18 protein-coding genes and 1 pseudogene are annotated in these 22460 nt (G+C 63.8%); 16 read left to right on the top strand and 3 right to left on the bottom strand.

The genetic code is table 11. The annotated features are described in order from the left end of the window. Nucleotides 1-306: 306 nt before the first annotated feature. The gene (bamE, locus tag HP547_RS02670; protein ID WP_043200628.1) at nucleotides 307-561 is read left to right on the top strand and encodes an outer membrane protein assembly factor BamE; all 255 of its coding nucleotides are present in this window, start codon (nucleotides 307-309) and stop codon (nucleotides 559-561) included. Further along, entirely contained in the window at nucleotides 558-1130 is a 573-nt protein-coding gene (locus HP547_RS02675) for a lipocalin family protein (RefSeq protein ID WP_172231293.1), read from the top strand. Before bamE ends, HP547_RS02675 begins: the two co-directional genes overlap by 4 nt. Before the next feature lie 32 nt (nucleotides 1131-1162). On the opposite strand, the gene HP547_RS02680 is transcribed toward HP547_RS02675, so the two are convergent. Beyond that, nucleotides 1163-2527, bottom strand: a complete 1365-nt coding sequence (locus tag HP547_RS02680; RefSeq protein WP_172285444.1) for a formimidoylglutamate deiminase — start codon at nucleotides 2525-2527, stop codon at nucleotides 1163-1165. Nucleotides 2528-2671: 144 nt separating this feature from the next. Between HP547_RS02680 and hutC the strand changes: the two genes are divergently transcribed. From hutC to HP547_RS02750, 14 genes are all read left to right on the top strand, one after another. After that, nucleotides 2672-3382, top strand: a complete 711-nt coding sequence (gene hutC, locus HP547_RS02685) for a histidine utilization repressor (RefSeq protein WP_172231302.1) — start codon at nucleotides 2672-2674, stop codon at nucleotides 3380-3382. After that, the gene (locus HP547_RS02690; protein ID WP_172231299.1) at nucleotides 3379-3951 is read left to right on the top strand and encodes a HutD family protein; all 573 of its coding nucleotides are present in this window, start codon (nucleotides 3379-3381) and stop codon (nucleotides 3949-3951) included. The genes hutC and HP547_RS02690 overlap by 4 nt, the downstream gene beginning before the upstream one ends. Before the next feature lie 267 nt (nucleotides 3952-4218). Continuing rightward, a complete protein-coding gene (gene hutU / locus HP547_RS02695) occupies nucleotides 4219-5892 on the top strand; it encodes a urocanate hydratase (RefSeq protein WP_172285445.1) in 1674 nt (557 codons plus the stop codon). A 107-nt stretch (nucleotides 5893-5999) separates the two neighbouring features. Next, the gene (hutH, locus tag HP547_RS02700) at nucleotides 6000-7532 is read left to right on the top strand and encodes a histidine ammonia-lyase (protein WP_172232388.1); all 1533 of its coding nucleotides are present in this window, start codon (nucleotides 6000-6002) and stop codon (nucleotides 7530-7532) included. Nucleotides 7533-7686: 154 nt separating this feature from the next. Then, on the top strand, nucleotides 7687-9090 hold the full coding sequence (locus HP547_RS02705; protein WP_172285446.1) for an amino acid permease: 1404 nt from the start codon (nucleotides 7687-7689) through the stop codon (nucleotides 9088-9090). 15 nt (nucleotides 9091-9105) lie between these two features. After that, a complete protein-coding gene (gene hutI, locus HP547_RS02710) occupies nucleotides 9106-10311 on the top strand; it encodes an imidazolonepropionase (RefSeq protein WP_172220214.1) in 1206 nt (401 codons plus the stop codon). A 10-nt stretch (nucleotides 10312-10321) separates the two neighbouring features. Beyond that, nucleotides 10322-11125: an N-formylglutamate deformylase gene (gene hutG / locus HP547_RS02715; protein ID WP_172220211.1), complete on the top strand. Its 804-nt coding sequence runs from the start codon at nucleotides 10322-10324 to the stop codon at nucleotides 11123-11125. A gap of 175 nt (nucleotides 11126-11300) precedes the next feature. Continuing rightward, entirely contained in the window at nucleotides 11301-12272 is a 972-nt protein-coding gene (pip, locus tag HP547_RS02720) for a prolyl aminopeptidase (protein ID WP_016489576.1), read from the top strand. Next, nucleotides 12269-12706 (top strand): D-aminoacyl-tRNA deacylase, encoded by a 438-nt coding sequence (dtd, locus tag HP547_RS02725; RefSeq protein ID WP_172220205.1) that lies wholly within the window; start codon nucleotides 12269-12271, stop codon nucleotides 12704-12706. Before pip ends, dtd begins: the two co-directional genes overlap by 4 nt. A 262-nt stretch (nucleotides 12707-12968) precedes the next feature. Continuing rightward, nucleotides 12969-14708: a glucan biosynthesis protein G gene (locus HP547_RS02730; protein ID WP_372242845.1), complete on the top strand. Its 1740-nt coding sequence runs from the start codon at nucleotides 12969-12971 to the stop codon at nucleotides 14706-14708. After that, nucleotides 14701-17274 (top strand): glucans biosynthesis glucosyltransferase MdoH, encoded by a 2574-nt coding sequence (mdoH, locus tag HP547_RS02735; RefSeq protein ID WP_172220202.1) that lies wholly within the window; start codon nucleotides 14701-14703, stop codon nucleotides 17272-17274. The genes HP547_RS02730 and mdoH overlap by 8 nt, the downstream gene beginning before the upstream one ends. A 233-nt stretch (nucleotides 17275-17507) precedes the next feature. Further along, on the top strand, nucleotides 17508-18305 hold the full coding sequence (locus HP547_RS02740) for a transporter substrate-binding domain-containing protein (RefSeq protein WP_172220220.1): 798 nt from the start codon (nucleotides 17508-17510) through the stop codon (nucleotides 18303-18305). Between the two features lie 78 nt (nucleotides 18306-18383). Continuing rightward, entirely contained in the window at nucleotides 18384-19346 is a 963-nt protein-coding gene (locus tag HP547_RS02745; protein ID WP_172220199.1) for an amino acid ABC transporter permease, read from the top strand. Then, nucleotides 19339-20073: an amino acid ABC transporter ATP-binding protein gene (locus HP547_RS02750; RefSeq protein WP_172220217.1), complete on the top strand. Its 735-nt coding sequence runs from the start codon at nucleotides 19339-19341 to the stop codon at nucleotides 20071-20073. The genes HP547_RS02745 and HP547_RS02750 overlap by 8 nt, the downstream gene beginning before the upstream one ends. 177 nt (nucleotides 20074-20250) lie before the next feature. On the opposite strand, the gene HP547_RS29870 is transcribed toward HP547_RS02750, so the two are convergent. Next, a complete protein-coding gene (locus HP547_RS29870; RefSeq protein WP_372242846.1) occupies nucleotides 20251-21123 on the bottom strand; it encodes a methyl-accepting chemotaxis protein in 873 nt (290 codons plus the stop codon). Next, a pseudogene (locus HP547_RS29875) lies at nucleotides 21106-22440 on the bottom strand (methyl-accepting chemotaxis protein); the annotation flags it as partial. The pseudogene HP547_RS29875 and the gene HP547_RS29870, both read right to left, overlap by 18 nt. Nucleotides 22441-22460: the final 20 nt, after the last annotated feature.

A 22460-nucleotide genomic window follows, 5' to 3' on the forward strand; every position in this document is an offset into this window, starting at 1 on the left:
CGAAGCCGAGCGGCTTTTAAGGATCGTCAGGCGCGGCTCTCATCGTGGCGCGGGGCTTGCCCCAATTTGACGCCGGATAGATTTAAGCAAGCCATCCATTTCATCCGTTAATCAGTATTGCAAAAAAATGGGGTGACCATAGATTTTTATTGGCATGGCTAATCCTTTGTGATTAGTCATGCCGTAGTGGCCATCCGACAAATGGTGCAGAGGCAAAGAGGGTAGGTCAGGGAACCCGGGAGGGATTTTCCCGTCGAAGGTCACTGCAGGCCACTCGCCTGTTACCCTTCTTCAGGAGTGTCCTTCATGTCGTTGCGTTCCCTCGCCCTGTTGTCGCTGTGCGTCGTCCTGACTGCCTGCAGCAAGATCAACCAGGAAAACTATTCCAGGATCAAGGCCGGTATGAACAAGGCCGAGGTCGAGCAGCTGCTCGGCACGCCGACCGAGTGTTCGGGCGCGTTGGGCATGAGCAGCTGCACCTGGGGGGACGAGAAGAGCTTCATCAGCGTGCAGTACGCGGCTGACAAGGTGCTGATGTATTCAGGGCAGGGCCTCAAATGAGGCCTTTGTACCTGCTGATGGGGGTATGCCTGGCGTTGCTGCTGGGCGGTTGTGCAGGCTCGGTGCACGACCCGCTGGCGCCGAAAACCGCCGGCAATGTCGACCTCAAGCGCTACCAGGGCAAATGGTACGAGCTGGCGCGCCTGCCCATGCGCTACCAGGCCGACTGCGAGCAGTCCGAGGCGCACTACAACCTCAAGCCCGACGGTTCCTATGGTGTGCTGAACCGCTGCCGCACCATGGGGGATGAGTGGCTGCGCGCCGAAGGCCATGCCAGCATTCAGGAGCCGGGGCATACCGACAAGCTGTGGGTAGAGTTCGACAACTGGTTCACCAAGCTGGTGCCAGGGGTGGCCAGGGGCGAGTACTGGATCCTGTATGTAGACGACCGCTACCGTACCGCCATCGTTGGCAGCCCGGACCGCAAGTACCTGTGGATCTTGTCGCGGACGCCGTCGCTGGCGGCTTGGGAGCGCGAGAGCCTGTTGTCCAAGGCGCGGCAGCAAGGCTATGACACCAGTCGACTGATCTGGCGCGCGTCCGATCAGCAAATCGTAAAAATGCACTGATTTTCTGGGGCTGCAAAGCAGCCCCAGTAAACCTAACCCAAAAGCTGCCGCAACACCTCGGCAAACGCCCGCGCGCTGTGCTCTTCCTGCGCATGCCGCCCCTGGCGCACCACCCACTTCCCGTTCACCATCACATCGCGCACCTGGCGATCGCCACCGGCAAACAGCCAGCGGTTGAGAATGGCATCGCCATCTGCCAGGGCGATGTAAGGGTCCTGCCCATCAAGCACCAGCCAGTCGGCACGCTTGCCCACTGCCAGCTCGCCAATCGCCTGCCCCAGTGCCTGCGCACCGCCTGCCAGTGCGGCGTCATACAGCGTGCGCCCGACCATCGGCTGGTCGCCGCGATACAGCCGGTTGCGCCGCTGGTCGCGCAGCCGCTGGCCATATTCCAGCCAGCGCAGCTCCTCGACCACGCTCAGCGACACATGGCTGTCCGAGCCAATACCCATACGCCCACCCTGGGCCAGGAAGTCCACTGCCGGGAATATCCCGTCACCCAGGTTGGCTTCGGTGGTCAGGCACAGGCCGGCCACTGCACCGCTGCGGGCCATCGCGGTGACCTCATCCGGCTGGGCATGGGTGGCATGCACCAGGCACCAGCGGGGGTCTACGTCCACATGCTCGTACAGCCACTGCAACGGGCGCAGTCCGCTCCAGGCCAGGCAGTCGTCGACTTCTTTCTGCTGCTCGGCGATATGGATATGCACCGGGCATTGCTTGTCGCTGGCGGCCAGCACCTCGGCGATCTGCGCAGGGGTCACCGCCCGTAGCGAATGGAAGCACAGGCCCAGGTGTTGCGCCGGCTGCGCGGCCAGCAGCGGGCCGAGTTGTGCCTGCAGTTGCAAGTACTGGTCGGTCGCGTTGATGAAGCGCCGCTGCCCGTCGTTCGGTGCCTGCCCGCCAAAACCGGCATGGCTGTACAACACCGGCAGCAGGGTCAGGCCGATGCCGCTGTCGGCTGCAGCCGCGCTGATCCTGAGCGAGAGTTCGGCAGGGTCGGCGTAAGGCTTGCCGGCCTGGTCATGGTGAACGTAGTGGAATTCGGCCACCGAGGTGTAACCGGCCTTGAGCATCTCGATATACAACTGGCGAGCGATGACCTGCAGTTGCTGCGGGCTTATCTGCCCGACCAGGCGGTACATCAGGTCGCGCCAGGTCCAGAAACTGTCGTTGGGGTTGCCGGCAACTTCCGCCAGGCCCGCCATGGCGCGCTGGAACGCATGCGAATGCAGATTGGGCATGCCCGGCAGCAACGGGCCGCCCAGGCGTTCGGCGCCTTCAGCCGAAGCCCCTGGCTGGATGCTGGCTACATTGCCATCGCTGGCGACCTCGATGCGGACATGGCTGGCCCAGCCCGTAGGCAGCAGGGCGCGTTCGGCGAAGTAGGCGGACATCGGTGAAATCCTGTTATTGTTAACTTGTATATACATATACAGGCGTTTGCCTGCCGGGTAAACTGCGGCAAGCTACCGCTCATTCCATTTGCACAAGGATCCAACGCCGTGCCGACACCTCCTGTCTCCGCGCTGGTTGCCCAGATGGGCGAGGGCCCGGCGCCGCTCTACGCCCGGGTCAAACAGATGATCATCCAGCAGATCGACAACGGCAGCTGGCCACCGCATCACCGGGTACCTTCGGAGAGCGAACTGGTCAACCAGCTGGGCTTCAGCCGCATGACCATCAACCGTGCCCTGCGCGAACTCACCGCCGACGGCCTGCTGGTGCGCATGCAGGGGGTGGGCACCTTCGTGGCCGAGCCCAAGGGCCGTTCGGCGCTGTTCGAGGTCAACAACATCGCCGACGAAATTGCCGCGCGAGGCCATCAGCATAGCTGCCAGGTGATCACCCTTGCCGAGGAAGCGGCCGGCTCCGAGCGGGCCCTGGCGCTGGACATGCGTGAAGGCCAGCGGGTATTCCACTCGTTGATCGTGCATTTCGAGAACGGTGTGCCGGTGCAGATCGAAGACCGCTACGTCAACGCGGCCATCGCCCCCGAGTACCTCAAGCAGGACTTCACCCGGCAGACCCCTTACGCCTATCTGTCCCAGGTAGCGCCGCTGACCGAGGGCGAGCACGTGGTGGAGGCGATCCTGGCCGAGCCGGAAGAGTGCCGCCTGCTGCAGATCGAGCGGGGCGAGCCTTGCCTGTTGATTCGCCGGCGTACCTGGTCCGGCCGCCAGCCGGTGACGGCTGCCCGGCTGATCCACCCCGGTTCCCGTCATCGCCTCGAAGGACGTTTCAGCAAATGAGCCAGTTGCAGTTGTTGCGTGCGCAGGATTACCCGCGCATGCCGTGGAAGAACGGTGGTGGTTTCACCGAGGAAATCACCCGCGACAGTGGCGAAGGCCTGGACGGCTTTGGCTGGCGCCTGTCGATTGCCGATATCGAGGAATCGGGCGGCTTCTCCACGTTTGCCGGTTATCAGCGGATCATCACCGTGTTGCAAGGGGATGGCATGCGCCTGCAGGTCGACGGCGAGGCCAGCCGGCCATTGCTGCCGTTCGATGCTTTGGCCTTCGGTGGTGAAAGCCAGGTGAGTTGCAAGCTGCTGGGTGGGGCGATTCGCGATTTCAACCTGATCTATGCGCCGCAGCGTTACACGGCGCGGTTGCAGTGGCTGGATGGTACCAGCCGGGTGTATAGCTCGGCTTCGACGGTGCTGTTGTTTGCAGCCAGTGGCCTGGTCGAGGTGGCTATGGCGGGGGGAGATGTGCAGCAGTTGGGTTTGTATGACTGCCTGCGGCTGGAGAGCAACGACGGGTTGTTGGGGCTGAATGTGCAGGGACGGTGCTGCCTGATCGAACTGATGCCGCGCTGACATCTGGTTAGCCAGTAAGGGGCTGCTGCGCAGCCCAATCGCCGGCAAGCCAGCTCCCACAGGTACGCCGCTGCTTTCAAGGCTAATGCGTACGGGTGGGAGCTGGCGTGCCGCGATTGGGTTCGCGCAGCGGCCCCTTGTTTTGCGAACCATTCAGCGGGCCGGTCCGATTATTTTGGTTGTCCATGCTTGTACATACAAGTAAAGGTGTGTTTGTATATCAACCACGACACACCTGCCCGCGAACGACCGCAGAGGACCTTTCCCGTGACCGACAACAACAAATACCGTGACGTTGAAATCCGTGCCCCACGTGGCAACAAGCTGACCGCCAAAAGCTGGCTGACTGAAGCGCCACTGCGCATGCTGATGAACAACCTCGACCCGCAGGTCGCGGAAAACCCCAAGGAACTGGTGGTATACGGCGGTATCGGCCGCGCCGCGCGCAACTGGGCGTGCTACGACAAGATCGTCGAAACCCTGACCCGCCTGGAAGACGACGAAACCCTGCTGGTGCAATCCGGCAAGCCGGTCGGCGTGTTCAAGACCCACAGCAATGCCCCGCGTGTACTGATCGCCAACTCCAACCTGGTGCCGCACTGGGCCAACTGGGAACACTTCAACGAACTGGACGCCAAGGGCCTGGCCATGTACGGCCAGATGACCGCCGGCAGCTGGATCTACATCGGCAGCCAGGGCATCGTCCAGGGTACCTATGAAACCTTCGTCGAAGCCGGCCGCCAGCACTACGGTGGCAGCCTGAAAGGCAAGTGGGTGCTCACCGCCGGCCTTGGCGGCATGGGTGGCGCCCAGCCACTGGCCGCCACCCTGGCTGGCGCCTGCTCGCTGAACATCGAGTGCCAGCAGAGCCGCATCGACTTCCGCCTGGAAACCCGCTATGTCGACGAGCAGGCTACCGACCTTGACGACGCCCTGGCGCGCATCGGCAAATACACCGCCGAAGGCAAGGCCATCTCCATCGCCCTGCACGGTAACGCCGCCGAAATCCTGCCAGAGCTGGTCAAGCGTGGCGTGCGCCCGGACATGGTCACCGACCAGACCAGCGCCCACGATCCGCTGAACGGCTACCTGCCCGCCGGCTGGACCTGGGAACAGTACCGCGACCGCGCACAGACCGAGCCTGCAGCAGTGGTGAAGGCCGCCAAGCAGTCGATGGCGGTGCACGTACAGGCCATGCTGGACTTCCAGAAGCAAGGCATCCCGACCTTCGACTACGGCAACAACATCCGCCAGATGGCCAAGGAAGAAGGCGTGGCCAATGCCTTCGACTTCCCGGGTTTCGTGCCCGCCTATATCCGCCCGCTGTTCTGCCGTGGCATCGGCCCGTTCCGCTGGGCGGCGCTGTCGGGTGAAGCCGAGGACATCTACAAGACCGACGCCAAGGTCAAGGAGCTGATCCCCGACGACGCCCACCTGCACCGCTGGCTGGACATGGCCCGCGAGCGCATCAGCTTCCAGGGCCTGCCGGCGCGTATCTGCTGGGTTGGCCTGGGCCTGCGCGCCAAGCTGGGCCTGGCGTTCAACGAAATGGTGCGCAGCGGCGAACTGTCGGCGCCGGTAGTGATCGGTCGCGACCACCTGGACTCTGGTTCGGTGTCCAGCCCCAACCGCGAAACCGAAGCCATGCGCGACGGCTCCGATGCGGTTTCCGACTGGCCGCTGCTCAACGCCCTGCTCAACACTGCTGGCGGCGCCACCTGGGTTTCGTTGCACCACGGCGGTGGCGTGGGCATGGGCTTCTCCCAGCACTCGGGCATGGTCATCGTCTGCGACGGTACCGATGAGGCCGCCGAGCGTATCGCCCGCGTGCTGACCAACGACCCGGGCACTGGCGTAATGCGCCACGCCGATGCCGGTTACGACATCGCCATCGACTGCGCCAAGGAGCAGGGCCTGGACCTGCCGATGATCACCGGCTGATAGCCGCGCTTTGGATCGCACCCCGCAAGGGGTGATACTGAACAACAAGAAGGAGCGCGCAGGCACCCACAGATGGGCCTGCGGTTCCACGCGATTGGAGTAGCGAAGTGACCGAATTGAACCTCAAGCCCGGCACCATGACCTTGGCCCAGCTGCGCGCAATCCATGCCGCGCCCGTGCGCCTGCAACTGGATGCCAGCGCCGACCAGCCGATCAACGACAGCGTCGCCTGCGTTGAACAGATTCTCGCCGAAGACCGCACGGCCTACGGCATCAACACCGGTTTCGGCCTGCTGGCCTCGACCCGCATCGCCAGTCACGACCTGGAAAACCTGCAGCGCTCGCTGGTGCTGTCGCACGCTGCCGGCATCGGAGCACCGCTGGACGACAGCCTGGTGCGGCTGATCATGGTGCTCAAGGTCAACAGCCTGAGCCGTGGCTTCTCCGGCATTCGTCGCAAGGTAATCGATGCGCTGATCGCCCTGATCAATGCCGAGGTCTACCCGCACATCCCGCTCAAGGGCTCGGTGGGGGCATCCGGTGACCTGGCACCGCTGGCGCATATGTCGCTGGTGCTGCTGGGTGAAGGCAAGGCGCGTTACAAGGGCCAGTGGCTGCCGGCCACTGAAGCGCTGGCAGTGGCCGGCCTGGAGCCGCTGACCCTGGCCGCCAAAGAAGGCCTCGCCCTGCTCAACGGTACCCAGGCTTCTACCGCGTATGCCTTGCGTGGCCTGTTCCATGCCGAAGACCTTTACGCCGCTGCCATCGCCTGTGGCGGCCTGACCGTGGAAGCGGCGCTGGGTTCGCGTTCGCCGTTCGATGCACGGGTGCATGCGGTGCGTGGCCAGCGCGGCCAGATCGACACGGCTGCCTGCTTCCGCGACCTGCTGGGCGATTCCAGCGAAGTGTCGCTGTCGCACAAGAACTGCGACAAGGTCCAGGACCCGTACTCGCTGCGCTGCCAGCCACAGGTCATGGGCGCCTGCCTGACCCAGTTGCGCCAGGCTGCCGAGGTGCTGGGTATCGAAGCCAACGCCGTGTCGGACAACCCGCTGGTATTCGCGGCCGAAGGTGACGTGATTTCCGGCGGTAACTTCCACGCCGAGCCCGTGGCCATGGCCGCCGACAACCTCGCCCTGGCCATTGCCGAAATCGGCTCGCTCAGCGAGCGCCGCATCTCGTTGATGATGGACAAGCACATGTCCCAGCTGCCGCCGTTCCTGGTGGAAAACGGTGGGGTCAACTCCGGCTTCATGATCGCCCAGGTTACCGCAGCCGCCCTGGCCAGCGAAAACAAGGCCCTGTCGCACCCGCACAGCGTCGACAGCCTGCCGACCTCGGCCAACCAGGAAGACCACGTCTCGATGGCCCCGGCTGCCGGCAAGCGCTTGTGGGAAATGGCCGAGAACACCCGCGGCGTGCTGGCCATCGAATGGCTGGGCGCCTGCCAGGGCCTTGACCTGCGCAAAGGCCTGAAGACCTCGGCCAAGCTGGAGCAGGCGCGCCAGGCGCTGCGCAGCGAAGTGCCGCACTACGACCGTGACCGCTTCTTCGCGCCAGACATCGAAAAGGCTGTGGAACTGTTGGCCAAGGGTAGCCTGACCGGCTTGCTGCCGGCGGGTGTGCTGCCAAGCCTGTAATGCCCCCGGGGCCGCTGTGCGGCCCATCGCCGGCAAGCCAGCTCCCACATTGACGGCGCAAACCCTGTCTCTGTGGGAGCTGGCTTGCCGGCGATTGGGCTGCAAGGCAGCCCCTATCGATCTCACGACCACAAAAACAATTTAAGGACGTGACATGCAACAAGCTGAAGGTCTCAAGCGCGGGCTAAGTGCCCGGCACATCCGTTTCATGGCGCTCGGTTCCGCTATCGGTACCGGGCTTTTCTACGGTTCCGCCTCGGCCATCCAGATGGCCGGCCCGGCTGTTCTGCTGGCCTACCTGATCGGCGGCGCCGCCGTGTTCATGGTCATGCGCGCGCTCGGTGAAATGGCCGTGCACAACCCGGTTGCCGGCTCCTTCGGCCACTACGCCAGCACCTACCTGGGGCCCATGGCCGGCTTCATCCTCGGCTGGACCTACGCCTTCGAGATGGTCATCGTCGCCATTGCCGACGTCACCGCCTTCGGTATCTACATGGGCTTCTGGTTCCCGGAAGTGGCCCGCTGGATCTGGGTGCTGGGCATCGTGTTCCTGATCGGCGGCCTCAACCTGTGCAACGTCAAGGTGTTCGGCGAGATGGAGTTCTGGCTGTCGCTGCTCAAGGTCGGCGCCATCGTGGCGATGATCCTGGCCGGCCTCGGCATCATGGCCTTCGGCTTCAGCCAGGTAGGTACCGGGCAGGCGGTGGGCGTCAGCAATCTGTTCGAGCATGGCGGCTTCATGCCCAATGGCGTAGGCGGCCTGATCGCGTCCTTTGCCGTGGTGATGTTCGCCTTCGGCGGTATCGAGATCATCGGCGTCACCGCCGGTGAAGCCAAGGACCCGCAGCGGGTCATCCCCAAGGCGATCAACGCCGTGCCCCTGCGCATCCTGCTGTTCTATGTGCTTACCCTGTTTGTACTGATGTGCCTGTACCCATGGCCGCAGATCGGTAGCGAGGGCAGCCCGTTCGTGCAGATATTCAGCAACCTGGGCATTGGCTCTGCCGCCGCAGTGCTGAACGTGGTAGTGATTTCCGCCGCGATCTCCGCCATCAACAGCGACATCTTCGGAGCCGGCCGCATGATGTACGGCCTGGCCCAGCAAGGTCACGCCCCGCGCAGCTTCAGCAAGCTGTCGAAGCATGGCGTGCCGTGGATGACCGTGGTGGTGATGGGTGCCGCACTGCTGGTCGGTGTGCTGCTGAACTACCTGATCCCGGAAAACGTGTTCCTGCTGATTGCCTCCATCGCCACCTTCGCCACCGTTTGGGTGTGGCTGATGATCCTGGTCACTCAGGTGGCCATGCGCCGCAGCATGAGCCGTGAAGAGGTTGCCCAGCTCAAGTTCCCGGTTCCGTTCTGGCCATACGGCCCGGCCATGGCCATTGCGTTCATGGTGTTCATCTTTGGCGTGCTCGGCTACTTCCCGGACAGCCAGCCGGCCTTGCTGGTCGGGGTGGTCTGGGTGGTGTTCCTGGTGGCCTCCTACCTGCTGTGGTGCAAGCCGCGGGCAGGGCAGGGCCAGCCGGTATCGGAGCCGGTCGAGTTGCACCGCTAGCAAAGGAGATTGTGCATGAGAACCCTCTGGCAGCATTGCCATGTGGCAACCATGGCCGAGGGCCGCTACTCGAGCATCGAGGACGCGGCCATCGTGACCAATGCCGGGCTGATCGAGTGGATCGGCCCACGGGCCGAGCTGGCGCCGGTCGATGCCGAGCGCACCGTTGACCTGGGCGGCGCCTGGGTCACCCCGGGGCTGATCGACTGCCACACCCATGCGGTGTTTGGTGGTAACCGCAGCGGCGAGTTCGAGCAGCGCCTGCAAGGCGTGAGCTACGCCGAAATTGCCGCCCAGGGTGGTGGCATCGCCAGCACCGTGCGGGCCACCCGTGCGGCCAGCGAGGACGAGCTGTTTGCCAGTGCCCGGCAGCGGGTTCAGGCATTGATGCGCGATGGCGTGACCACCATCGAGATCAAGTCCGGCTACGGCCTGGACCTGGCCAACGAGCGCAAGATGCTGCGCGTGGCCCGGCGCCTGGCCGACGAGCTGCCGCTGGCGGTGCGTGCCACCTGCCTGGCCGCGCATGCCTTGCCACCGGAGTACGCTGGCCGCGCCGACGACTACATCGCGCACATCTGCGACGAAATGCTGCCGGCCCTGGCCGCAGAAGGCCTGGTGGATGCGGTGGATGCGTTCTGCGAACACCTGGCGTTCTCCCCGGCCCAGGTCGAGCGACTGTTCATCAAGGCGCGCGAGCTGGGCCTGCCGGTCAAGCTGCACGCCGAACAGCTGTCGTCGTTGCACGGGTCAAGCCTGGCGGCGCGCTACCAGGCGCTGTCGGCTGACCACCTGGAATTCATGACCGAAGAAGACGCCATCGCCATGGCTGCAGCCGGCACTGTCGCCGTGCTGCTGCCGGGGGCCTTCTACTTCTTGCGCGAAACCCAGCTGCCGCCGATGGACGCCCTGCGCCGCCACGGGGTGAAGATTGCCCTGGCCAGCGACCTCAACCCCGGCACCTCGCCAGGGTTGTCGCTGCGGCTGATGTTGAACATGGGCTGCACGTGTTTTCGCATGACGCCAGAAGAAGCCCTGGCCGGTGTCACGGTCCACGCCGCCACGGCGCTAGGCCTGGGCGAGAGCCACGGCTCGCTGGAAGCGGGCAAGGTGGCCGACTTCGTCGCCTGGCAAATCGAACGCCCTGCCGACCTGGCCTACTGGCTGGGCGGCGACCTGCCCAAGCGCGTGGTGCGCAAGGGCCACGAAATCTCCAACTGAGCGAGGCGAGATGGACAAGGTACTGAGTTTTCACCAAGGCAGCCTGCCGCTGTTGATCAGCATGCCCCATGCCGGGCTGAACCTGACCGACGCCGTTCGCGACGGGCTGGTCGAGCAGGCGCGCAGCTTGCCGGATACCGACTGGCACATCCCGCAGCTGTATGACTTTGCTCAAGAGATGGGGGCCAGCGTGGTGGCGGCGGAGTATTCGCGCTTCGTCATCGACCTCAACCGCCCGGATGACGACACGCCGCTGTACGCCGGCGCTACCACCGGCCTGTACCCGGCCACACTGTTCGAGGGCGAGCCGCTGTTCAAGGCAGGCCTGGAGCCGACGACCGAGCAGCGCAAGCAATACCTTGAGCAGATCTGGCGCCCGTACCACGACACGCTTCGCAATGAGCTGATTCGACTGCGTGAGCAGTTTGGCTATGCGCTGCTGTGGGACGCCCACTCGATCCGTTCGCACATCCCGCATCTGTTCGATGGCACGCTGCCGGACTTCAACCTGGGCACGTTCAACGGCGCCAGCTGCGATCCGGCGCTTGCCGAGCGACTGGAGGACGTGTGTGCCCAGGCGCAGAACTACAGCCATGTGCTCAATGGCCGTTTCAAGGGCGGGCACATCACCCGCCACTACGGCGACCCCGCTCAGCATATTCATGCGGTGCAACTGGAGCTGGCGCAGAGTACCTACATGAATGAGGTCGAGCCCTTCGCCTACCGCGACGACCTGGCCCAACCTACCCGCCAGGTGTTGCGCCACTTGCTTGAGGAAACCTTGGCCTGGGGGAAGCAGCGCTACGGCGTCTGACCCTTGGCATTCGCCTCGGCATAGGCCTTCAGCCCGGCTTCGGCGAAGGCCCGGTCGAGCGCCGGGGTAGCGCTGCTGACTGCTCGGCACATGAACTCACCACGGGGGGCATGCTCTTGCTGCAATTCAGGTTTATGATGGCCCACGGCTGAATAAACCTCACACGGAGTGCGCAATGCAGACCCTGTACCCGCAGATCAAACCCTACGCCCGGCACGATCTGGCCGTGGAAGCGCCGCATGTGCTGTATGTCGACGAAAGCGGCTCGCCAGAAGGTCTGCCGGTGGTGTTCATCCACGGTGGCCCGGGGGCCGGTTGCGACGCCCAGAGCCGGTGCTATTTCGATCCCAACCTGTACCGCATCATCACCTTCGACCAGCGCGGCTGCGGCCGCTCCACGCCGCATGCGAGCCTGGAGAACAACACCACCTGGCACCTGGTCGAAGACCTCGAGCGTATCCGTGAGCACCTGGGCATCGACAAATGGGTACTGTTCGGCGGCTCGTGGGGCTCGACCCTGGCCCTGGCGTATGCCCAGACCCACCCCGAGCGCGTGCATGGCCTGATCCTGCGCGGCATCTTCCTGTGCCGCCCGCAGGAAATCGAGTGGTTCTATCAGGAGGGCGCCAGTCGCCTGTTCCCCGATTACTGGCAAGACTACATTGCGCCGATCCCGCCGGAAGAGCGCGGCGACCTGGTCAAGGCATTCCACAAGCGCCTCACCGGCAACGACCAGATCGCCCAGATGCATGCCGCCAAGGCCTGGTCCACCTGGGAGGGCCGCACTGCCACCCTGCGCCCCAACCCGCTGGTGGTCGACCGCTTCTCCGAGCCGCAGCGCGCGCTGTCGATTGCCCGCATCGAATGCCACTATTTCATGAACAACGCGTTCCTCGAGCCGGACCAGCTGATCCGCGACCTGCCGAAAATCGCCCATTTGCCTGCAGTGATCGTGCATGGCCGTTACGACGTGATCTGCCCGCTGGACAATGCCTGGGCGCTGCACCAGGCGTGGCCCAACAGTGAGTTGAAGGTCATTCGTGACGCCGGCCACGCCGCCTCCGAGCCTGGCATCACCGATGCCCTGGTGCGTGCGGCCGACCAGATGGCCCGGCGCCTGCTCGACCTGCCCCTGGAAGAAGCATGAGGGCGCTGCTGCAGCGTGTGCGCGGTGCGCGTGTCGAAGTTGCGGGGGAGGTGGTCGGCGCCATCGACCAGGGTTTGCTGGTGCTGGTCGCGGTCGAGCCTGAAGATTCCCCTGAGCTGGCCGACAAGCTACTGCACAAGCTGTTGAACTACCGTGTGTTCAGCGACGAGCAGGGCAAGATGAACCTGTCGCTCAAGGATGTCGGGGGTGGGTTGCTGCTGGTGTCGCAATTCACCTTGGCAGCGGACACCCGCAACGGCATGCGCCCGAGCTTCTCGACGGCAGCGCCGCCGGCCCTGGGCGCCGAATTGTTCGACTATCTTTTGCAGCAGGCCAAAGGCAAGCACGCCGATGTGGCGAGCGGGCGATTCGGCGCGGACATGCAGGTGCACCTGGTCAATGATGGCCCAGTGACATTCTTGTTACAAATATGAGGTCAAAAACCCTTTGTTTATGGGCAAACAAGGGGTTTTGTACAATAAATAGTTGTTCCAGCCTGATGCGTTGTCACGCGACCTGCTGGATAATCGCGCGCTGCATGGACCTGCGTTCGCAGGTTCGTTTCACTCTGACTCGAGCATTGTCTGGATCCGTTTGGGGAATCATTACGCCCTCACGGGGTCCGAACAGTGCTCGCCAACCCGGCATTTGTCGCTGGCCGTTGGTTTCATGATCTGTTTTCGGCGAGGGTTGCTCGTGATTGTTAGTCCCCAAAAAGCATCAAGAATCCCCGGCATCCGCCTGCGCAAGGCCCTGATGGCCAGCGTGGCTCTGGTCGGCCTGATGAGCGCGGGCCAGCTGTGGGCATTCAATCTTGACGATGTTGCAGCCAAGGCAAAGGATCTGGCCGGCCAGAAGTACGACGCACCAAAAAGCAACCTGCCGGCAGTATTCCGCGACATGAAGTTCGCGGATTACCAGAAAATTCATTTCCTGCAGGAAAAGGCCGAGTGGGCCAAGGACAAGACCCCATTCAAGCTGTCGTTCTATCACCAGGGCATGCACTTCGACACCCCGGTGAAAATCAACGAGGTCACGGCCACCACGGTCGAGGAAATCAAGTACGACCCGAGCCGTTTCGAGTTCGGTGACGTGCCGCACGACCCGGAAACCACCAAGAACCTGGGTTACGCCGGTTTCCGCGTGCTTTACCCGATCAACAAGGCCGACAAGCAGGACGAGATCATGACCCTGCTTGGCGCCAGCTATTTCCGCGTGGTCGGCAAGGGCCATGTCTACGGTTTGTCGGCGCGTGGCCTGGCCATCGACACCGCACTGCCGTCGGGCGAAGAATTCCCGCGCTTTACCGAGTTCTGGGTCGAGAAGCCCAAACCGGCCGACAAGCACCTGGTGATCTACGCCCTGCTGGACTCGCCGCGTTCTACCGGCGCCTACAAGCTGACCCTGCGCCCGGGCAACGACACTGTGGTCGACGTGCAGTCCCGCGTGTTCCTGCGTGACCAGGTCAGCCGCCTGGGCATTGCGCCGTTGACCAGCATGTACCTGTTCGGCCCCAACCAGCCATCCAAGGTCCTCAACTATCGTCCGGCCCTGCACGATTCCGAAGGCCTGTCGATTCATGCCGACAACGGCGAGTGGCTGTGGCGTCCGCTGAACAACCCGAAACACCTGGCGGTGAGCAACTTCAGCGTTGAAAACCCGCGCGGTTTCGGCCTGATGCAGCGTCAGCGCGCCTTCAGCGACTATGAAGACCTCGACGACAACTACCAGAAGCGTCCAAGCGCCTGGATCGAGCCAAAGGGTGACTGGGGCAAAGGCACCGTCGATCTGGTAGAGATCCCGACTGCGGACGAAACCAACGACAATATCGTTGCCTTCTGGAGCCCGGAAAAACTGCCTGAGCCAGGCAAGCCGTTCGAGTACGCCTACCGCCTGCACTTCACCATTGATGAAGCGAAGTTCCAGGCGGCTGAACTGGGCTCGGTCAAGCAGACCCTGCGCTCCACCGGCGACGTCAAGCAGTCCAACCTGATCCGTCAGCCAGACGGCAGCGTGGCCTTCCTGGTCGATTTCGCAGGCCCGGCCCTGGCCGCCCTGCCGGAAGACACCGCAGTGCGCAGCCTGATCAGCGTGGGCGACAACGCCGAGGTGGTCGAGAACAATCTGCGCTATAACCCTGAGACCAAGGGCTGGCGCCTGACCCTGCGCTTGAAGGTCAAGGAAGCCAACAAGTCGACCGAAATGCGTGCCTCGCTGGTGCGCGACGTACCGGTCGAGCCCGCCAAGACTTCCCAGGACACCAAGCAGGACAAGGCCGCAGCCAAGCATGCCAAGGCCGAAAAAGCGGTCAAGGCCGAGCAACCTGCCAAGGCTGACCAACCTGCCGCCGATGCGGCGCCCACCAACGGGGCCCCGGCCACCACCGAGAAGGTGCTGACCGAGACCTGGAGCTATCAGTTGCCTGCCGATGAGTAACTCAAGCGCAAGGCCGGTACCGCTTGGCGAGTACCTGGCCCACCTACCATTGAGCGACGAGCAACGGGCGGAACTTGCCAGCTGCACCTCGTTCAGTGAGCTGCACCAACGCCTGGCGGCCAACCCGGCCGCCGATTCCGCCGAGGCGGTGCAGGCCTCGGTCGGCTCACGCCTGACCGTTGGCAGTGCCGCCGAACTGGAAGACGCCGAAATGCTCGGCGTCGATGGCAGCGGCCGCCTGTGCCTGAAGATCGCCCCGCCGATCAACCGCACCAAGGTCGTGCCAGAGCCTTGGCGTACCAACGTGCTGATCCGCATGTGGCGGCGCATGACCGGTCGCCCGAATGCGCCGCAGCCGCCCAAGCGCGAGCTGCCGCCGGCACGCTGGCGTACGGTCGGTTCGATCCGCCGTTACATCCTGCTGACCCTGATGATCGGCCAGACCATCATCGCTGGCTGGTACATGAAGGGCATCCTGCCGTACCAGGGCTGGTCGTTCGTCGACCTCGACGAAATCCTCAGCCAGTCGCTGTGGGACACGGTGGTGCAGGTGTGGCCGTATGCCCTGCAGACATCCATCCTGATTCTCTTCGGCATCCTCTTCTGCTGGGTGTCGGCGGGCTTCTGGACCGCGCTGATGGGCTTCCTCGAGCTGCTCACCGGGCGCGACAAGTACAAGATTTCGGGCAGCAGTGCCGGCAATGAGCCGATTGCACCCGAGGCGCGTACCGCGCTGGTGATGCCGATCTGCAACGAAGACGTGCCGCGCGTGTTCGCCGGCCTGCGTGCAACGTTCGAATCGGTAGCCGCCAGCGGCAACCTCGACCGTTTTGACTTCTTCGTGCTCAGCGACACCAATGACACCGACATCGCCGTGGCCGAGCAACAAGCCTGGCTGGACGTGTGCCGCGAGACCAAGGGCTTCGGCCGCATCTTCTACCGTCGCCGCCGGCGCCGGGTGAAGCGCAAGAGTGGCAACCTCGACGACTTCTGCCGTCGCTGGGGTGGCGATTACAAGTACATGGTCGTGCTCGACGCCGACAGCGTCATGAGCGGCGAGTGCCTGAGCAGCCTGGTGCGCCTGATGGAGGCCAACCCGGACGCCGGCATCATCCAGACCGGCCCGAGAGCCTCGGGCATGGACACCCTGTATGCGCGCATGCAGCAGTTTGCCACCCGCGTGTACGGCCCGCTGTTCACCGCCGGCCTGCACTTCTGGCAGCTGGGCGAATCGCACTACTGGGGCCACAACGCGATCATCCGCATGAAACCCTTCATCGAGCACTGCGCGCTGGCGCCGTTGCCGGGCAAGGGCGCGTTTGCCGGGGCAATTCTTTCCCACGACTTCGTCGAAGCTGCGCTGATGCGCCGTGCCGGCTGGGGAGTGTGGATCGCCTACGACCTGCCAGGCAGTTACGAAGAGCTGCCGCCCAACCTGCTGGACGAGCTCAAGCGTGACCGCCGCTGGTGCCACGGCAACCTGATGAACTTCCGCCTGTTCCTGGTCAAGGGCATGCACCCGGTGCATCGCGCGGTGTTCCTGACCGGGGTGATGTCGTACCTGTCGGCGCCGCTGTGGTTCCTGTTCCTGGTGCTGTCGACGGCGCTGCTGGCGACCAACACCCTGATGGAACCGCAGTATTTCATCGAACCGTACCAGCTGTACCCGCTGTGGCCGCAGTGGCACCCGGAAAAGGCCGTGGCGCTGTTCTCCACCACCATCGTGCTGCTCTTCCTGCCCAAGCTGCTCAGCGTCATCCTGATCTGGGCCAAGGGCGCCACCGAGTTTGGTGGGCGGATCAAGGTCACCCTGTCGATGCTGATGGAGATGCTGTTCTCCATGCTGCTGGCACCGGTGCGCATGATCTTCCACACCCGCTTCGTGCTGGCCGCGTTCCTCGGCTGGGCTGCGACCTGGAACTCGCCCCAGCGTGACGACGACTCCACGCCGTGGAGCGAAGCCGTGCGCCGCCATGGCCCGCAGACCCTGCTGGGCATTGCCTGGGCATCGCTGGTGGCCTGGCTGAACCCGAGCTTCCTGTGGTGGCTGGCGCCGATCGTCGGTTCGCTGGTGCTGTCGATCCCGGTTTCGGTGATTTCCAGCCGCACCCGCCTGGGCCTGGCGGCCAAGGACGAGAAGCTGTTCCTCATCCCCGAGGAATACGCCACCCCGCAAGAGCTGCTGGCCACTGACCAGTACACCCACGAGAACCGCTGGCATGCCCTGCATGACGGCTTCGTGCGGGCGGTGGTCGACCCACGGCAGAACGCCCTGGCCTGCGCCATGGCCACTGCCCGGCACGGCCAGGCGGCGCCGATCGAGGCACTGCGTGCCGAGCGCGTGGCCAAGGCAATGGAGGTCGGGCCGAAAGGGCTGGACCTCAATACGCGCCTGGCCCTGCTCAGCGACCCGGTGGCACTGACCCGCCTGCATGAGCAAGTATGGGCCGAGCATAATGCGGCGTGGATCGATGTGTGGCGTGCTTCTATCAAGAACGACCCGCATTCGCCGCTGTTGCCGTTGCACCCGGAGAATGAAGGCCAGCCGGCACTCGTCGGCGCCTGACAGGGCCTATTCGCGGGTGAACCCGCTCCCACAAGGGCTGTTCAGGACCTTGTGGGAGCGGGTTCACCCGCGAAGCTTTTAGGGCCCCCCCTATTTTGGCCAACAAAGTCCCCCCCACCTCTAGGTCCCCGGGCCGCCATGCGTTAGCATCCCTCCCCGATATGCCACATCGGCCAGTACGGCCGTGCCAACAATAAGATTCGCTACTTTTCTTGCTAGGGGACTTGGTGATGATCAAGAAATACCTTTCGCGGCTGCTGGTCGGTGTTACCGCCCTGGTCGCAGTCACGGCAGCCCAGGCGGGCGCCATCGATGACGCGGTCAAGCGCGGCACCTTGCGGGTGGGCATGGACCCGACCTACATGCCGTTCCAGATGACCAACAAGCGTGGCGAGATCATCGGCTTCGAGGTCGATATCCTCAAGGCCATGGCCAAGTCCATGGGCGTGAAGTTCGAGGCCGTTTCCACCGCCTATGACGGCATCATCCCGGCCCTGCTGACTGACAAGTTCGACATGATCGGCAGCGGCATGACCCTGACCCAGGAACGCAACCTGCGCCTGAACTTCAGCGAGCCCTTCATCGTGGTTGGCCAGACCCTGCTGATCCGCAAGGAACTGGCCGGCGAGATCAAGTCGTACAAGGACCTGAACAACGAGAAGTACCGCCTCACCTCCAAGCTCGGCACCACCGGCGAGATGGTTTCCAAGAAGCTGATCGGCAAGGCCCAGTACCATGGCTACGACAACGAGCAAGAGGCGGTGATGGATGTGGTCAACGGCAAGGCTGACGCCTTTGTCTATGACGCCCCGTACAACGTTGTGGCAGTGGAGAAGGCCGGGGCCGGCAAGCTGCTGTTCCTCGAAGAACCCTTCACCTACGAGCCGCTGGCCTTCGGCCTGAAGAAAGGCGACTACGACAGCATCAACTTCATCAACAACTTCCTGCACCAGATCAAGCATGACGGGACCTACGATCGTATCCACGACAAGTGGTTCAAGAACAAGGACTGGCTAAAGGAAATGGAATAAAGCCCAGGCCACAAGCCGGCTTTATGACCCCGACGCGCAGGCAAACCCTGCGCGTTCGCATTTACGGAAGTACCCCACGTGATCAAACACAAGAAAGCCCAGTGGCCCTGGCATGGGCTGACCGCCCTGGTCCTGGTGGGCCTGGCGATCAGCCTGTACATGGCTACCTCGATGATCTCCTACGAGTGGCGCTGGAACCGCGTACCCCAATATTTCGCCTACAAGGCCGAGGATACGCAGCGCGCCGCCGGTTACGGTACCGTGCAGGAAATCGTCATCTCCGGCGATAACGCCCGTGTCACGCTGAAGGACGACAGCGGCGCCGAGCAAGTGCTTGAGGTGGCCAAGGACAGCCTGCAACTGAGCCGCGGCGACGATGTTGCCGAAGGCGACGCGATCGGCGTAACCCGGCATTGGGCCGCGGGCCCGCTGGCCTGGGGCCTGTGGACCACGCTGTGGATTTCGGTAGTGTCCGGCGCGCTGGGCCTGCTGATCGGCCTGTTCGCCGGGTTGTGCCGGTTGTCGAACAACCCGACCCTGCGTGACCTGTCCACCGTCTATGTCGAGCTGGTGCGCGGCACGCCGCTGCTGGTGCAGATCTTCATCTTCTACTTCTTTATCGGCACCGTGCTCAATCTGTCCCGCGAGTTCGCCGGGGTAGCGGCGCTGGCGCTGTTCACCGGCGCCTACGTGGCGGAAATCGTCCGTGCCGGCGTGCAGTCGATCGCCAAGGGCCAGAACGAAGCAGCCCGCTCGCTGGGGCTGAACACCAGCCAGTCGATGCGCCACGTGATCCTGCCGCAGGCGTTCAAGCGCGTGCTGCCACCGCTGGCTGGGCAGTTCATCAGCCTGGTCAAGGACACGTCGCTGGTGTCGGTGATCGCCATCACCGAGCTGACCAAGAGCGGCCGCGAGGCCATCACCACCTCGTTCTCGACCTTCGAGATCTGGTTCTGCGTGGCAGGCCTGTACCTGCTGATCAACCTGCCGCTGTCGCACATTGCCAGCCGGCTTGAGCGGAGGCTTGCGCAAAGTGATTGAAGTTCGTGACCTGGTAAAGATCTTCGATACCCGCGGCCAGGTGGTGCGTGCGGTAGACAACGTCACCACCCGCGTGGCCAAGGCCGAAGTGGTGGTGGTGCTGGGCCCGTCGGGTTCGGGCAAGTCGACCTTCCTGCGCTGCCTCAACGGCCTGGAGCACTTCGACGAAGGCCACGTGGCCATCGACGGCTTGCAGCTGGCCGACCCGAAAACCGACATCAACGCCTACCGCCGCGAAGTCGGCATGGTGTTCCAGCACTTCAACCTGTTCCCGCACATGACCGTGCTGGAAAACCTGTGCCTGGCACAGAAGGTGGTGCGCAAGCGCAACAAGGCCGAGCGCGAAGCCAAGGCCCGAGCGTTGCTGGAGAAGGTAGGTATTGCCCAGAAGGCCAATGAATACCCTTCGCGCCTGTCCGGCGGCCAGCAGCAGCGCGTAGCCATTGCCCGTGCCCTGGCCATGGACCCGAAGGTGATGCTGTTCGACGAGCCGACCTCGGCGCTGGACCCGGAAATGGTCGGCGAAGTGCTGGACGTGATGAAGACCCTGGCCCAGGAAGGCATGACCATGGTCTGCGTCACCCACGAAATGGGCTTTGCCCGCGAAGTGGCCGACCGGGTGCTGTTCTTCGACCACGGCAAGCTGCTGGAAGATTCGCCGCCGGCGGAGTTCTTTGCCGCACCGAAAGACCCGCGTGCGCAGGCGTTCCTGCGCCAGGTGCTGTAATGGCCGGGGGCGCTTTGCGCCCCTTTCGCCGGCAAGCCAGCCCCCAGAGGGATCGCGCCGGCCTCTGGGAACTGAGCTACATGGTTGCTGTTGCAGGCACACCGCAGTATTGAGAATTGTGCATTCCCTGTGGGAGCTGGCTTGCCAGCGATTGGGCTGCGAGCAGCTCCGGCAATCTCAGATGTTGAAACGCCCTACCATCCCCCGCAACTCCCGCCCCAACTGCTCCAGCTCGCCACTCGACGCCGCCGTCTGCTCACTGGCCGCACTGGTCTGATCAGACACATCCCGCACGTTCAGCACACTGCGGTTGATCTGCTCGGCCACCACGCTCTGCTCTTCGCTGGCCGTGGCGATCTGCTGGTTCATGCCCTGGATGTTCGACACCGTGTCGGTGATCTGGCTCAGCGCATCGCCAGCCCTGCGGCTCAGCTCCACGCTCTGCTCGGTCAGGCTCTTGCTGCTGTCCAGTAGCCGGTTCACTTCGTCGGTACCGTTGTGCAGGCTGTCGATCAATTGGCCGATTTCCTCTGTCGCGGTCGAAGTTCGCTGGGCCAACCCGCGCACCTCATCGGCCACCACGGCAAACCCGCGCCCGGCTTCCCCCGCCCGCGCTGCTTCGATCGCCGCGTTCAGGGCCAGCAGGTTGGTCTGCTCGGACACCGACTTGATCACATCGAGGATGCTGCCAATGCGCTGGCTCTCGCCCGCCAGGTGCTGCATGGCGGCCAGGCAATGGTCCATCTGCCCGGCCAGTTGCTCGATGCGGCCGATGGCTTCGGCGACCACCTGGTCGCCCACCTGCGCCTGCTGGTCGGCGTTGGTGGCGGCCAGCGAGGCTTGCTCGGCGTTCTGCGCCACTTCCTGCACGGTGGCGCTCATCTGGTTCATGGCGGTGGCCACCTGGTCGGTTTCCTCGCGCTGCTGGTTGATGCGCAGCTTGGTGTCTTCGCTGCTGGCCGCCAGCTGCGTGGCGGCCTGGGACAGCTGGCCGACACCCTGGTCGATACCACCGATAAGCGCGCGCAGGCTCAAGGTCATCTCGCGCATGCTGCTCTGCAACTGGCCCATCTCGTCGCGGCGTTGCACCGTGTCGACCTGGGTCAGGTCGCCCTTGGCAATGCGTGCGGCTACGGCCAGCGTCTGGCGCAAGGGCTGGGTTATCTGCAAGGTGATCAGCCAGGCGGCCAGCACCCCAACCGCCAGCGCCAGCAGCGCCACGGTGGTCAGCAGTGAGCGGGCAGCCACGGCTTCGCTGTCGCGTTGTGCGACCTTGCGTTTGCCCAGCTCCAGGCTGACCGCGCGCAGTTCGTTGCCCATATTTTCCATGTTGTTTTGCAGCTGCTCGACGCGCACGGCAGCGCGACGATACTGGTCCAGGATGGCGCGATACTTGGCCAGTTCGACCCCCGGCTGTTCACTGAGTGCGCGTGGCAAGCCCAGCGGCGCCAAGCCCCTGAGCAGTTGCCCAAGGCTACTGTCGGCGGCGTTCAAGGCGTTGTCGCCGACCTTGGCGAAGTCTTCGACGGGGGTGAAGGTATAGGCCGGTACCAGGCTCTGCTGATTGGCGCCGTCGACATGCCGGGTGAGCGTGTCCATCAGGCCTAGCACGCCACTTTGCTGGCTGTCGGCAGGCATCTTGAGCAAGGCCTGGGTCTGCAGTTCGTCGATGACGGCATTGAGCTTTTGCTCCTGCACCTGCATGGCCTCGCGCAAGGCAATGCGGTTGGCGACACTGCGTTGCAGTTCGCTGAAGTCGTCGCGCAGGCGCTGCAGCAGGGCCAGCTTTTCAGTCAGCATTTGCCGCGATTCATCGACGCTGCTGCGTTGTTGCAGCGTGGTCAGCATGTTGTCGAGCTGGTCGAGGATACTGCCCATCCGCGATTTGCTGGCGTCGTCGTCGAGCACGCGGTAGGTGATGCGTTCCGCGCGCAGGTCCTTGGTCAGGTCGTTGATCAGGCCGATTTCGCTGAGTTGCTGCGAGCGAACAATGGCGTCATCCAGCGCGCGCCAGCCGCTGATCGTGGTGGCCAGGGTAAGCAGCAGGACCACGGCAAAGCCTAGGGCCAGCTTGGCAGCGACGCTGATGTTGCCGAGCTTGCGGTTGAGGTAGCCGAGCATGGGAAGTCTCCGAGCGATTGAGAGAGGGGATGCAGGCGCATTGCTGGCATCACACCTTTGCCAATCGGCAGCGGAGTTGTAGGACTTGACCTGATAATCAGGTAGGAAATGGCACTTGCAACTGTAGGAAGAATTACCTTGCGGCGTGACCGCTGTAGGAGCGGCCTTGCGTCGCGAACGGGCCGCAAAGCGGCCCCGGCAATAAAGGCTGCGAAGCTGAAATCTTGGGGCCGCTATGCGCCCCATCGCGACACAAGGCCGCTCCT

The organism is Pseudomonas sp. CM27 (genome assembly GCF_013179515.1).
Lineage (GTDB): Bacteria > Pseudomonadota > Gammaproteobacteria > Pseudomonadales > Pseudomonadaceae > Aquipseudomonas.

What these genes read in the sequence shown, in the direction of transcription:
- bamE (WP_043200628.1), top strand. Translation starts at nt 307, where the DNA reads ATGTCGTTGCGTTCCCTCGCCCTGTTGTCGCTGTGCGTCGTCCTGACT.
- hutC (WP_172231302.1), top strand. Translation starts at nt 2,672, where the DNA reads ATGGGCGAGGGCCCGGCGCCGCTCTACGCCCGGGTCAAACAGATGATC.
- HP547_RS02675 (WP_172231293.1), top strand. Translation starts at nt 558, where the DNA reads ATGAGGCCTTTGTACCTGCTGATGGGGGTATGCCTGGCGTTGCTGCTG.
- hutI (WP_172220214.1), top strand. Translation starts at nt 9,106, where the DNA reads ATGAGAACCCTCTGGCAGCATTGCCATGTGGCAACCATGGCCGAGGGC.
- HP547_RS02705 (WP_172285446.1), top strand. Translation starts at nt 7,687, where the DNA reads ATGCAACAAGCTGAAGGTCTCAAGCGCGGGCTAAGTGCCCGGCACATC.
- HP547_RS29870 (WP_372242846.1), bottom strand. Translation starts at nt 21,123, where the DNA reads ATGCGCGAGATGACCTTGAGCCTGCGCGCGCTTATCGGTGGTATCGAC.
- hutG (WP_172220211.1), top strand. Translation starts at nt 10,322, where the DNA reads ATGGACAAGGTACTGAGTTTTCACCAAGGCAGCCTGCCGCTGTTGATC.
- mdoH (WP_172220202.1), top strand. Translation starts at nt 14,701, where the DNA reads ATGAGTAACTCAAGCGCAAGGCCGGTACCGCTTGGCGAGTACCTGGCC.
- dtd (WP_172220205.1), top strand. Translation starts at nt 12,269, where the DNA reads ATGAGGGCGCTGCTGCAGCGTGTGCGCGGTGCGCGTGTCGAAGTTGCG.
- HP547_RS02680 (WP_172285444.1), bottom strand. Translation starts at nt 2,527, where the DNA reads ATGTCCGCCTACTTCGCCGAACGCGCCCTGCTGCCTACGGGCTGGGCC.
- HP547_RS02690 (WP_172231299.1), top strand. Translation starts at nt 3,379, where the DNA reads ATGAGCCAGTTGCAGTTGTTGCGTGCGCAGGATTACCCGCGCATGCCG.
- pip (WP_016489576.1), top strand. Translation starts at nt 11,301, where the DNA reads ATGCAGACCCTGTACCCGCAGATCAAACCCTACGCCCGGCACGATCTG.